The organism is Pseudomonas sp. FW300-N2F2, assembly GCF_017351655.1.
In the GTDB taxonomy this organism is placed as follows: domain Bacteria; phylum Pseudomonadota; class Gammaproteobacteria; order Pseudomonadales; family Pseudomonadaceae; genus Aquipseudomonas; species Aquipseudomonas fluorescens_AA.
Map to the genome: position 1 here is coordinate 2,702,835 of NZ_JACNDQ010000001.1, position 13,815 is coordinate 2,716,649.

Annotated in this window: 1 protein-coding gene; it reads right to left on the reverse strand. The window is 64.8% G+C overall.

The features are described 5' to 3' along the window. Positions 1-229 precede the first annotated feature (229 nt). Positions 230-13,813 (reverse strand): non-ribosomal peptide synthetase, encoded by a 13,584-nt coding sequence (locus J4E63_RS11760; protein ID WP_207282062.1) that lies wholly within the window; start codon positions 13,811-13,813, stop codon positions 230-232. Positions 13,814-13,815: the final 2 nt, after the last annotated feature.

The window sequence follows — 13,815 nt, forward strand, 5'->3', positions numbered from 1 at the left end:
GGGATGAAACCTGTGGGGCTTGCTCGCGAAGCGGTGGGGCAGCGTGTGCCGATGTCGGCTGTGCCGCCGTCATCGCGAGCAAGCTCGCTCCCACAAGGGGGCCTGTGGTGAATGCAAGCTTCATGAACACCCCGGATCCCTGTGGGAGCGAGCTTGCTCGCGATGACGATGGATCAGCCTCCACACCTCGGGCTGCCCAGCGAATTGCTCGCAGGACAGCCCGGGGCTGTCATGACACCGTGGCGGTTTTCAAGGCCTGGGAAATCGCCTCGCCCAGCCGGGCCACATGGGGCGCCTTGACCAGTGTGTTATGGGTGCCGGGCAGGGCCGTCACGTTCACCTGATCCTGCAGCAACGCACGCCAGCCCAGGGTCGGGTCGCTGCGTTGCTGATCTTTTGCAGTGAACAACGATACCGTGAGCGGGCTGGACGGGCTGACGTAGCTGCCGATGGCCAGCCGCGTGGCATAGGCAACGCCCAAGTGCGTGCGCAGCAGGGCAGCGTCGATGTCATCGGGCAACTCCTCCGGTAGCAGGCGATGGGTCATGCACAGTGTCAGCATTGCCTCGATGGCAGAGTCTTCCGCCAGCGCCGTCAGTTGCCGGAGCAGATCAGGGTCGATCCCCTCGGGTAGCCAGGCCATCAGGAACTGCGCTTCACTGATCGATGGCTCGGGCACCGGGTCCGGACGGGTCGACGTATCGATGATGCCGAGGAACTCTATGGCCTCACCGCCGGCCTGCAGTTGACGGGCCATTTCATAGGCGATCAGGCCACCGGCCGACCAACCGGCGATCCGGTACGGACCTTGCGGCTGGACCTGGCGGATGGCCGTCAGGTAACGCGTTGCAATGGCCGGCACATCGGACAGCGGGGCCTCGCCCGCCACCAAGCCACTGGCGGCCAAGCCATAGACCGGTATCTGGGGATCGAGCGTTGGCGCCAGGTCCCGCGCATATTGCACTTCACCGCCCAGGGGATGGACCAGATACAGCGGTCGCTGGGAGCCGGTGCGGCGGATCGGCACCAGATTGCGCTGGACGCCGGGCCGGGACTGGCCATCCAGGGTCCTGGCGAAACCGGCAATGGTCGGCTCGACGAACAGGTCCCGCACGGCGATTGGTTTGCCGAGGACTTTGCGCAGGCGAGAGGCCATTTGCACCGCCATCAGCGAAATACCACCGAGACTGAAAAAGTCGTCATGGCGGCTGATCCGTTCCTGTTTGAACAGGTCCTGCCAGAGAGCCGCGATGGCGATCTCGGTATCCCCTTGAGGCGCTTCATAAGGCAACGGCACAGGACCGTCTTCAGCGATGACGGGCTGGACGACGGCATTGGCCGAGCGCTCCAGCGGCGGCGTGTCCTGCAACAACTGGCCGATGGATTGCTGTGCGTCGGTCACCAGGTTTTCCAGGACCTTGGCAAACAATCCGGCGATGTTCTGCACGGTGTGCAGGTCGAACAGGTCGTTGGCGTATTGCAGGCTGCCAGCGATGCGTTCGCCATTGTCGATCAGGGACAGCGACAGGTCGAACTGCGTGGTGTTGTGGGGGCTTGCCAGGGTTTGCACCTCAAGCCCGGGCAACTGCAACGGTGCCGGTGGCGTGTTGTCCAGGCTCAGCATCACCTGGAACAACGGGCTGTGACTCATGCTGCGAGTCGGTTGCAGGGCGCTCACCACCTGTTCGAAGGGCAGGTCCTGGTGATTGTAGGCGGCCAGGGTCAGGTCCTTGATTTTCCCCAGCAGCTCGTCGATGCGGGTATCACGCTCGGTGGTGACTCTCAACGCCAGGGTGTTGGCGAAGAAGCCGATCAACGCCTCCAGCTCCGGACGCTGACGGTTGGCCACCGGCGTGCCGACCACTACATCTGCCTGGCCGCTCAGATGGCTCATCAACACTGACCAGCCCGCCAGCAGCACCATGAACAACGTGGTGCCCCGGGCCTGGCTGAACGCACGCAGATCGGCGCTGAGGGCGGGCGAAAAGCTGCACTCGATGATGCCACCGGTATACCGCTGTATCGCCGGGCGCGGACGATCCAGCGGCAGGTTCAGCAGCACGGGCGCACCTTCCAGGTGTTGCCGCCAGAAGTCGATCTGGGCTTGCAGCGCCGGGCCTTCAAGGGATTGTCGTTGCCAGGCGGCATAGTCCACGTATTGCAGCGCCAGGGGCGGCAACGGGTCTTTCTGGCCTTGAGTGAAGGCGTTGTAGAGCACGCTGACCTCGCGAGCCAGCACGCTGTTGGACCAGCCATCGGAAACGATGTGATGCAAGGTGATGAACAGCACATGTTCGTCATCGGCCACTTGCACCAGATGGCCGCGCATCAGTGGTCCGCTGTGCAAGTCGAACAACTGCGTGGCGTTGATCTGGCCGAGGTGCTCGAGCGTGGCCTGGCGTTCAGCGGGGGCGATTGCACGCAGGTCCTGCTGCTCCAGGCGGAAACCGTAGTCGGCCGGGGCGATTTTTTGCAGTGGTTCGTCGTCCACCCATTCGAATCGCGTGCGCAAGGTTTCGTGGCGCGCCACCAGGCGGTCGAGGGTCGCTTGCAGCGCAGCCTTGTCCAACGCCCCCTTCAGGCTCAAGGCCAGGGGCAGGTGATAGGCCGCACCGGCCGCGTGGTCCAGATGATCGAGGAACCACAACCGCTGTTGCGAAAAGGACAATGGCAGTCGTCCCGCGCGATTGGCCAAGGGAATCGACACGGCCTCGGTGGGCGATGCAGCGTGCACCAGGGCGGCGAGGCCACGCACGGTCGGCGCGTCGAACAGTTCGCGCAAGGTCACCCGTGCACCCAGCTTGCGTCGCAGCCGCGAGAGCAACTGCACGGCGAGCAGCGAATGGCCGCCCAGCTCGAGGAAGCCGTCGTGACGGCCAACCTGATCCAGGTGCAGCAATCCTTTCCAGATCTCGGCAATGGCGATTTCAGTGTCGCCCTCGGGCGCCTCGTAGGTTTTGCTCGCCAGGGATTCCTGGCCGGGCGCCGGCAGGGCGCGACGGTCGAGCTTGCCGTTGGCGGTCAGGGGCAGGGCATCGAGGTGCACGAACGCGCTGGGTACCATGTATTCGGGCAGGCCGCTCAACAACGCGCTGCGCAGTTGCTCGGCCGGAACCGGTTCGCCGCAGACATAGGCGACCAGGCGCTTGCTGTCCGAATCGCCTTGGCTGTCTTCCCGCGCAATGACCACGGCCTCGCGGATACCTGGATAGGCCACCAGGGCATTCTCAATCTCGCCCAACTCGATACGGAATCCACGGATTTTCACCTGGAAGTCATTGCGCCCCAGGTATTCCAGCGTGCCGTCGGCGAGCCAGCGGCCGAGGTCGCCGGTCTTGTACAGGCGCGCGTTCGGTTCGCTGTTGAACGGATCGGTGATAAAACGCTCGGCGCTCAGCTCCGGCCGGTTCAGGTAACCCCGGGCCACCCCAGCGCCGCCAATATGAATCTCGCCAGCTACGCCCAACGGCGCCGGTTCGCCACGGGCGTCAAGTACGTGGACCTGGACGTTGGCAATCGGCCGGCCAATGCTCGGACGCTCGCCCAGGTCACGGATCAGGTCGATGGTGGCGTCCACCGTGCATTCGGTCGGGCCGTACATGTTGTAGAAATGGATGCTCGGGCAGTCGCGCAACTTCGTCCAGGTCGCGGCATTGATGGCCTCGCCACCGAGCAGCACGCTCACCGGCTGGTAGCTGCTGCGTTCCAGCAGGCCGGCGGCGAGCAGGGTGTCGAGTTGCGACGGCGTGGAGTCGAAGGCGTGCACCTGGTGCTGTTCGAGGAAGTCCAGCAATTCATGGCCGCTGGCGCGGATCAGTTGCGGGATGATCACCAGCCGGTGGCCGGAGAACAGCTGGGAAATGCCCTTGATCGACATGTCGAAGAAGAACCCGGCATTCAGGGCCACGGTGGCTGGGCTTGGGCAATGCTGGTGGGTGGTGCGGGTGAGCACTTGCCAGAAGTTGAACACCGAACGGTGCTCGACCATCACGCCCTTGGACTGGCCGGTGGAGCCGGAGGTGTAGATCACATAGGCCAGGTGCTCGGGCGTCAGGCCGGGCACTTGCGGGTTGGCATCGAAAGCAGCGTCATTCGCCGATCGCAGCGAATCGCTCGTGTCGAGCAAGAACCGCGGCAGCTCGCCGGACGGCAGGGTAAGGGCCGATTGGGTCAACAGTGCCCGAGGCTGACTGTCCTGGAGCATGAAGGCCATGCGCTCGGCCGGATGGGCCGGGTCAATCGGCACGTAGGCCGCGCCGGACTTGAGCACACCGAGCAGGCCGACGATCATGTCCAGGCTGCGTTCGGCACAGATCGCCACGCGCTGATCGGGCTCAATGCCCAGCTCGAGCAACTGCCGGGCCAGATGGTTGGCGCGGCGATTGAGCTGGCGGTAAGTCAGTTGTTGGCTTTCGCAGACCAGGGCCACCGCCTCGGGGTTGGCCTGGACCTGGGTTTCAAACAGGGCATGGATCGGTTGCGCCGTGCCGAAATCCGTGGCGGTGTGGTTGAAGTCCGCCAGCAGCAATTGCCGTTCGGTGTCGGGGAGCACGTCCAGATCGCTGGCGAGGCGCTCGGGAGCCTGTTCAAGGGCTTCGACCAGCGCGGCGACGGCTTGGGCGAGGTAGGCGGCGATGCGTTGCGGGTCGATGCCGGTGATGGATTGGGCGGTCAGGGAGAAGCCACTTCCCACATTCGCCACGGCAATTTCAATGGGGTAGTTGGTACGGGTTTCGGAGGCGATGAAGTGCATGCCTTCGTGGCTGCCCATGTCTGCGACGTTTTCCCCGGACGCGTTCACCAGATCGCCATGGCGGCAGTTGAGGATCACGGTGAACAGTGGCAGCGATGTATCCACGGCACTGCAACGCTGGGCCAGGGCCAGGGACGCCTGTTCGTGGGTCAGTAGCTCACTGAGCTGCTGGTAGGCGTCGAGGACAATGTCGCTGACGGTGTTCTGCTGCAAGCGAATGCGCATCGGCAAGGTGTTGATGAACATCCCCAGTGCATGGTCGGCCCCGGCGGTACCTTGGGAACGCCCCGACAACACCGTGCCGAAAATCCCGTCGTCGCGCCCGCTGGTGGCCGCGACGACCAGGCCCCAGGCCGCATGGAACAGCACCGAGGTCGGGACCCCTTGAGTGCGTGCGGTTCGATACACCTGGGCGCTGAGATCGTCGCTCAAGTGTTTCACCGCACGCTTGATCCCCGCACCGTTGCCCCGTACATCGAGCACACCATAAGGCGCGGTGGTGGCATCCACATCGGCCAGCAAGCGTCGGAAGTAGGCTTCGTGATCGGCCTGGGACACGCTGGCGGCCTGGGCGATGAAGTTTCGGTACGGCTGGGACGGCGGCAGGCTCTCGGTCTGGCCGGCCATGACGGCCTGGATCTCCAGCATGATCAGGCGCAAGGTCACGTTATCGCTGATCAAGTGATGGTCGAGCAATGCCAGCAGCCATTGTGCCCGGGGTTCGTCGTAGATGACGTACGCTGCGATCAACGGAGCCCGTTGCAGGTCCAGTCGCAGATGATGCGTGTCCGTATGGTCCCGGAGCATCTGCAAGGCGTCTTCGCCGGGCAAGCAGTCCAAGGTCATGACGGGCAGTTGCGCCTGGCGATGAACGACCTGCACCGGCTGCGACAAGCCGTGCCAGCGCAACGCGGTACGCAGGATGTCGTGGCGGTCGATCACCACCTGTACGGCGGCCAGGAAGTCGTCGAGCACCTGGCGGCGATCGAACGTCACCACGGTACGCATCAGGTAGGCGTCGCCTTCGGCCTGCAACAAGTGGTGGAACAGAATGCCTTCCTGCAACGATGACAGGGGGTAGATGTCTTGCACATTGCCGGCGCCACCGGGGACGTCGGCGACGATTTGCTCGATTTCCTGTTGGCTCAGGGCCACCAGCGGCAACATCTCTGGGACGATCGCCGTGCAATCGGCGGGGATCAGGTTCGCGGGGACCTCCTGTTGGGTGGTGCCGCCACCGGCGAGGACGGCCGCCATGGCTTTGAGTGTCGGCGCAGAGAAGACCGTGCGCACATCCAGTTGCAAACCCGCCTGACGCAGGTGCTCGATCAGGCTGATGACCAGGAACGAGTGGCCGCCGAGTTGGAAAAAGTGATCCTGACGGCCCACTCGTTCAACTCCGAGCAACGTCTGCCAGGCGCTGGCCAGGGTCACTTCGATCTCCCCCAGCGGTGCTTCGTAGTGCTGGTTCGCGGTGGCAGACAAGTCCGGTGTCGGCAGGGCTGCGCGGTCGAGCTTACCGTTGGTGGTCAGTGGCCAGGCCTCCAGGGTCACGAAAGCACTGGGCACCATATGTTCGGCCAGTACGCTGGCCAGCTGGCTGCGCAAGGCCGAGGAGTCCGGGGCAGTCCCTTCATGGGCGATCAGGTAGGCCACCAGGCGTTTGTCGCCGGGGCGGTCTTCACGCACGATCACCAGCGCCTCGCGGACATCGGCGCAATCGAGCAGTTGCGCTTCGATTTCCCCCAGCTCGATACGGAAGCCGCGGATCTTGATCTGCGAGTCGTTGCGGCCCACGTAGACCACGCCGCCATCGGCGCGGTAGCGAGCGATGTCGCCGGTGCGATACAACCTTGCGCCGGGCTCCACGGCGAACGGATCGCGGATGAACCGTTCGGCATTCAGCACGTCGCGATTGAGGTAATGCCGGGCCACACCGGCACCGCCGATGTAGATCTCGCCATTGACCCCCACCGGCACCGGTTGCCGGTACTCGTCGAGAATACGCAGGCACAGGTCCGGCAGTGGCGGGCCGATCAGGCTTGGCGCGCCGGTGTCGATTTCCACCTGGCTGATCGGGTAGTAAGTGGCGTGCACGGTGATTTCGGTGATCCCGTACATGTTGACCAGACGGGTACGGGCCAACGTAGTGCGTGCGGTCCAGGGGCGCAGGCTGCGGAAGTCCAGAGCCTCGCCGCCGAAGATCACTTCGCGCAGGGTATGTTCCTGGTCGCTGCGCTCGCGGGCCTCGATGAACTGGCGGAAGGCGCTCGGCGTCTGGTTCAGGATCGTGACGCGCTGCTGGCAGACCAGGGCATAGAAATCATCGGGGGAACGGGCCACGTCGCTCGGGACGATCACCAACTTGCCGCCGTAACTCAATGCGCCCCAGATTTCCCAGACCGAGAAGTCAAAGGCGAAGGAGTGGAACAGCGTCCACACGTCGTTTTGGTCGAAGTCGAACAACCCGGCAGTGGCATCGAACAGCCGCGCGACATTGCCGTGTTCCACCAGCACGCCCTTGGGCAGCCCGGTGGATCCCGAGGTGTAGATGACGTAGGCCAGGTGCCGCGGCGTCAGGCCCAGCGCCCTGGCTTCAAGGTTGTGGTCCAGGGACACGTCTGTCAGGTCGTCTGTGGCGACGTAATTCTTGAGGCTCACCACCGGCACGGCATGCTCGGGCAGCACGGCGAGGCAGTCAGGCTGGGCCAGCAAGGCCACCGGGGTGCTGTCGTCGAGCAGGTAGCCGAGGCGTTCGCTGGGGTAGGCCGGATCCAGTGGCACGTAGGCGGCACCGGCCTTGAGCACGGCCAGCACCGCGCAGACCATTTCCACCCCGCGGCGGGCCAGGATCGCTACCCGGTCATCGGGGCGTACGCCTTGGGCGAGCAGTTCACGGGCGATGCGGTTGGCGCGGCGGTTGAGTGCCTGATAGCTCAGTTCGCGTTCGCCCAGGACCAGGGCGGTGGCGTGGGGCTGAGCGGCGGCGACCTGTTCGAAGCGTTGATGAATCAGCAGTTGCGCCGCGAACACGGCTTTGGGCGGCAGCGTCGCCGGTGAGGCCTGGCGCTGTGCCGGGGTGAGCAGCGGCAGGGCGAGCACCGGCTGTGCAGGATCCTCGATCATGGCTTCGAGCAGGGTCTGGAAGTGCTGGGCGAAGCGTTCCACGGTGCGATGGTCGAACAGGTCGCTGGCGTATTCGATCACGCCGCCCAGCGTGCCGCCGTCATCGTCCAGTGTCAGCATCAGGTCGAACTGCGAGGTTTCATGGGCTTGGGCCACGGGGATCAGGGTCAGGCCGGGCAGGCTCAGTTCAACGCCGCCAGGGGTATTGTTGAGCGACAGGGCGACCTGGCACAGCGGGTTGTGGCTCAGGGAGCGCGGTGGTTGCAAGGCCTCGATGACTTGCTCGAAAGGAATGTCCTGATGTTCGTGGGCCGCCAGGGCGGTTTGTTTGATCTGCTCCAGCAACTGCGCCACGCTCGGGTTTTGCCCAAGGTCTACCCGCAAGGCCAGGGTGTTGACGAAGAAGCCGATCAGGTTTTCGGTTTCGGTGCGGCCACGGTTGGCCGTCGGTACGCCGATCACGACGTCCGGTTCGTTGCCCAGGCGTGCCATGAGGACCGACCAGGCACTGAGCAACGCCATGAACAGGGTGACGTTGTGTGCCTGGCAAAAACGTTCCAGGCGTTCGCGCAACGGCGCAGCGATGTTCACCCTGACGTCGCCACCCCGGTAGCTTTGTACCGCCGGGCGCGGGCGATCGGTGGGCAAGGACAACAGCGCCGGCGCGCCGCCAAGCTGCTCACGCCAGAACTCGGCCTGGTCGCTCAGGCGCTCGCTGTCGAGGACCTGGCGCTGCCAGGCGGCGTAATCGGCATATTGAACCGACAGCGCGGGCAGCGGATCGGCCTGGTGTTGACTGAAGGCCCGATAAAGAGTGGCGAATTCCTTGACCAGGACACCCACCGACCAACCGTCGGAGATGATGTGATGCTGGGTGATGAGCAGAATGTGTTCGTCGTCGGCCAGGCGCAGCAGCCGCCCACGAATCAGCGGCCCCTGGCGCAGATCGAACGGCGCCGCGGCCTCGCTGTCGGCGATGCGAGAGACGCTGATGCTGGCCTGCTCATAAGGCAGGCTGCGCAAATCCTGCTCGGCCAAGGCAAAGCCGCAGTCTGCCGGGGCAATGATCTGCACCGGTTGTTCGCCATGACGATCGAAGGTGGTCCGCAGGCTTTCGTGACGCGCCACCAAGCGGTCGAGGACAGCCTTGAGCACGGCGTGGTCGAGATCGCCGCGCAGCAGCAACGACGCGGGCATGTGGTAAGCGGTGCTGGCGTTTGCATCGAGTTGGTCGAGAAACCACAGGCGTTGCTGGGAAAACGACAGCGCCAATGGTGCGGTGCGGTCGGCGATGCCGATGGTCTCGGTGCTGACGGTTTGCAGGTCGCCGACGACCCGTGACAGTTCCTCCACGGTGGGATGACTGAACAGTTCGCGCAGCATGAGTTCGCCGCCCAACTGCTGCCGCACCCGGGAAACCAGTTGCGCGGCCAGCAGCGAGTGCCCGCCCAATTCAAAGAAGCTGTCACTGCGTCCCACGCGTTCCAGCCCCAGCAACTCCTGGAAAATCTGCGCCAGGGCCACTTCGACGACACCTTCGGGCGCGGCATAACCGCGCTCGGACATGGCGTCCAGGTCCGGTGCCGGCAGTGCGTCCTGGTCCAGCTTGCCGTTGGCGGTGAGCGGGTAGGCCTGCAGACTGACAAAGGCACTCGGAATCATGTAGTCGGGCAGGGTCGCCCCCAACTGCTTGCGCAATGCCGCCACTTGCAGCACCGCGCCCGTTTCAGGGATCAGGTAGGCGATCAAGCGCTTGCCCTGGCTCGCGTCTTCGCGGGCCAGCACCCGCGCTTCACGCACACCGTCACAGGCCAGCAGCTTGGCTTCGATCTCCCCCAGTTCGATGCGGAAACCGCGAATCTTCACTTGGGCATCGATCCGGCCCAGGTGAACGATTTCACCATTGTCCAGCAGCTTGCCCAGGTCTCCTGAGCGATACAGCCGCTCGCCGGGCCGGAACGGGTCGCTAATGAAACGTTCGGCGCTCAAGGCCGGACGGTTCAGGTAGCCACGGCCCACACCCAGCCCGCCGACGCAGATTTCACCGGCCACACCCACCGGCAGCAGCCGTTGACGGGCGTCGAGCACGTAGGCCACGGTGGTCGGAATCGGCCGCCCGACGTTGGAGACGCCGGCGGCGATGTCCGCCGCACCAATGGCCTTGTAGGTCACGTGGACACAGGTTTCGGTGATGCCGTACATGTTCACCAGCGCCACATGCCCGAAGGCACGGTGGAAGGCGTCGAGCTTGCCCAGTTCCAGGCTTTCCCCGCCGAAAATCACATAGCGCAAATGTTCCAGGCCCACCTGCGGCGTCGCCAGGGCTGCGGCGCTCAGTTGCAGGAACGCCGACGGCGTCTGGTTCAGCACCGTCACCTGTTCGCTTTCAAGGAAACCCAGCAGTTCCACTGGATCGCGGCGCAGGGCCTCGGGCACCAGGCTCAGGCGCGCGCCGTAGAGCAGGGCGCCGAAGATTTCCCAGACCGAGAAATCGAAGGCATTGGAGTGGAACAGCGACCAGACATCGTCGGCACTGAACTGGAAGTCCAGTCGATTGTTGTGCAGCAGGCGCACGACGTTGCGGTGTTCGAGCAACGCACCTTTGGGTTCCCCGGTGGAGCCTGAGGTGTAGATCACGTAGCAGAGGTGGTCCGCCGCACTCGAGTTGGGCAGGTTGGCGGCGCTGACGCCGCTGTCCGTGGCGGCATCGAAGACTTCGATGCCGAGGGCCTGCAACGCCGGACTCATGTCCTGGCGGGCGATGGCCTTGCGGGCGCCGCTGTCGCGCAGCACATAGGCGATGCGCTCCTGGGGCGAACTCGGATCGATGGGCACGTAGGCACCGCCGGCCTTGAGCACCGCCAGGGTGGCGACGATCATCTGTACCGAGCGATCCAGGGCGATGGCCACCAGTTCCTGGGGCTGCACGCCGGCCGCACGCAGGCGGTGGGCGAGGCGGTTGGCCTGTTCGTTGAGCTGTCGATAGCTCAGGTGCTCCAGGCCCAGATTGACCGCGATGCGGTCCGGGTACTGACGCACCTGTTCTTCGAAGAGCTGATGCAGGGTCAGGGTCTCGGGCCAGGCCGCTTCGCTGTCGTTGAAGTCGAGGATCTGTCGCTGGCGTTCGGCGGCATCCAGCAGCGGGACGTCGTCGACCCGCTGCTGCGAATCCTCGACAAAAGCTTCCAGCAGGCGCACGTAGTGGCGCATTAGCTGCTGGATGAATTCGGCGTCGAAGAATTCCGCGTTGTACGCCAGGTGTCCGGCCCAGTGTGATTCATCGGCCGTGATCAGCAGGTGCAGGTCGTTCTTGCCATAACCCAGGTTGGTTTCCAGCGTATTGACCGCAAGGCCCGCCACCAGCGTGTCGTGGTCGGTGGTGCGCTGGAAATTGAAGAGCACGTCGAACAGCGCGGTGCGGCTCATGTCCTTGGCCGGGTTGAGGGCCAGCACCAATTGGTCGAACTGCATGTGCCGGTGGCGCAGGCCTTGGGTCAGGTTGTTGGCGGTCTGTTCCCAAAGCTGTTGCAAAGTGGTGTCGCTGTCGCACAGGCCACGCATGACCAGCAGATTGTCCAGCGGCCCGACGACGTCCCGCAGGGCCGGTTCACGGCAGGCGGCCGTGGTGCCGATCACCAGTTCATCGTGACCGGCGTAGCGGCGCAACAGGGCGGTGAATGCGCTCAGGGCCAGGCTGTCGCTGCTCACGCCGACTTCCCGGGCCAATGCTTCGAGGCGCCGCGCCAGCGCTGGTTCGAGGGTGAAACCGTGGGTGGCTTCGGCAAACACATGCACCGCCGCCCGGGGTCGATTCAGGGGCAGCTCCAGGGCTTGCAGTTTGCCGCGTAGTTGATAGGCCCAATAGGCCCGCAGGTTTTCCAGCGCGGTGGCCGGCAGGTTGCGTTGCCAGGCGGCAAAGTCGCCATAGCCCAGCGGCAATGCCGGCAGGTCGGCGCTGCGCTCGGCGCAGGCGGCTTCGTAGAGGGCCAGCAGGTCGCGCTTGAGCAACTGCATGGCGCTGCGGTCGGCCAGCAGATGGTGCACGGCGATGGCCAGGATTCCATGCTGATCGCTTGCCCGTACCAGGCTGGCACGTACCAGGCTGCCGCCGTCCATGTTCAACGGGCGCCGGGTCGCGGCCAGGGCCTGGCCCGGCAAGTCGTCGGGGTTGCCCTGGATCAGTTCGAGCGTCAGGCTGGCCGGGCCGTCGAAGTGTTGCCAGGCACGGCTACCGTCGCTCAATACCCGGCAGCGCAGGATGTCGTGGCGGGCCAGCAAGCCATCGAGGGCGGTTTGCAGGGCCGGTTGATTGATCTCACCGGTCAACTCCAGCAGTAACGCAATGTTGTGATAGACCGGATTGGCGTCGTACAGGTAGCCGGTTTCAAAGGTATCGACGAACCACAGCCGTTCCTGGTGATAGGACAGCGGTGTCTGTCCTGGCTCGGGGACTTGGGCGGTGACCTCGGGCAAGGTTTGGGTCGGGTCCAGTTCCAGAGCACCGATACGGGTGTCGGGGGCGTCGGTAAAGCAGCGCAACAGGCGCTCGAAGCGTGCGGCGAGGCGTTCGATGGTGGCGGCGTCGAACAGCGCGGTGGAATACGACAGACTGCAGGACAGGCTCGGGCCGCCTTCGTCGATGTGCAGGGACAGGTCGTGCTGGGTGTTGTCCTTGCGCGAGGGCAGGAACTCCAGGTTCAGCCCCGGCAACTGCAACTGGCCCCCGGCACCTGCGGCATTGGTGTAGAGCATGGTCTGGAACACGGGGCTGTAGCTGGCGCTGCGCGCAGGCTTGAGGGCCTCGACCACCAGTTCGAATGGAGTGTCCTGCTGGGTGGAGGATTCCAGCATCAATTGCTTGACCTGCTGCAGTACCTGGTCAAGGGTCGGGTTGGCTTCCAGGCGCACGCGCAAGGCCAGGGTGTTGACGAAGAACCCGATCAGCGCCTGTACGTCGTGGCGGTCGCGGTTGGCGGCGACGGTGCCGATCACCAGGTCTTGTTGACCGCTGATGCGGGCCAGCAAGACCGCCCAGGCAGCCATCAAGGTCATGAACGGCGTCGCGGCGCGGGACTGGGCGAACTGGACGATGGCGACGGACAACGACGCTGGCAGGTCGAAGCCCAGGGTTTCGCCGCGGTAGCTCTGGACCGCCGGGCGCGCCCGGTCGGTCGGCAATGAAAGCAGCGCCGGGGCGCCGGCCAGGTGGGCGCGCCAGAATTCCACTTGTCGCTCCAGGCGCTCGCCTTCCAGGTGGCGGCGCTGCCAGGCTGCGTAGTCGGCGTACTGCCGGGTCAGCGGCGGCAGCGGGTCCGGCTGCCCGGCGCTGAACGCCTGATACAAGCTTGCGAATTCCTTGACCAGGATGCCAATGGACCAGCCGTCGGAGATGATGTGGTGCTGGGTGATCAGCAGCCTGTGCTCATCGTCGGCCAGGCGGAGCAGGGTGCCGCGGATCAGCGGCCCGCGCAGCAGGTCGAACGGCGCCGTGGCGGCGTTTTCGCTCAGGTGGGCGGCCTCGGTTGCGGCCTGCTCCCAGGGCAGGTGTCGCAAGTCATGGGTCACGAGGCTGAAGCCGCAATCGGCCGGGGCGATGACTTGCACCGGCTGTTCATCCTCGCGGCGGAAAGTGGTGCGCAGGCTTTCATGCCGCGCCACCAGGCGATCGAGGGCGGCCGTGAGGGCGGCCTGGTCGAGGGCACCTTGCAGCAACAACGAGGCGGGTATGTGGTAGGCGGCGCTGGCGGTCGGGTCCAACTGGTCGAGAAACCACAGCCGCTGCTGGGCGAACGACAGTGCCAGCTGTGCGGCGCGGTCGACGCAGGGTATGTCGTCGGCAACGGTTTCGATGACACGCGTCGCGCCACGTTGCTTGAGCAGTCGCAGCAGTGCGGCACGTTTCAACTGGTCGAGACTATCGTTATGTTCGTTCAATT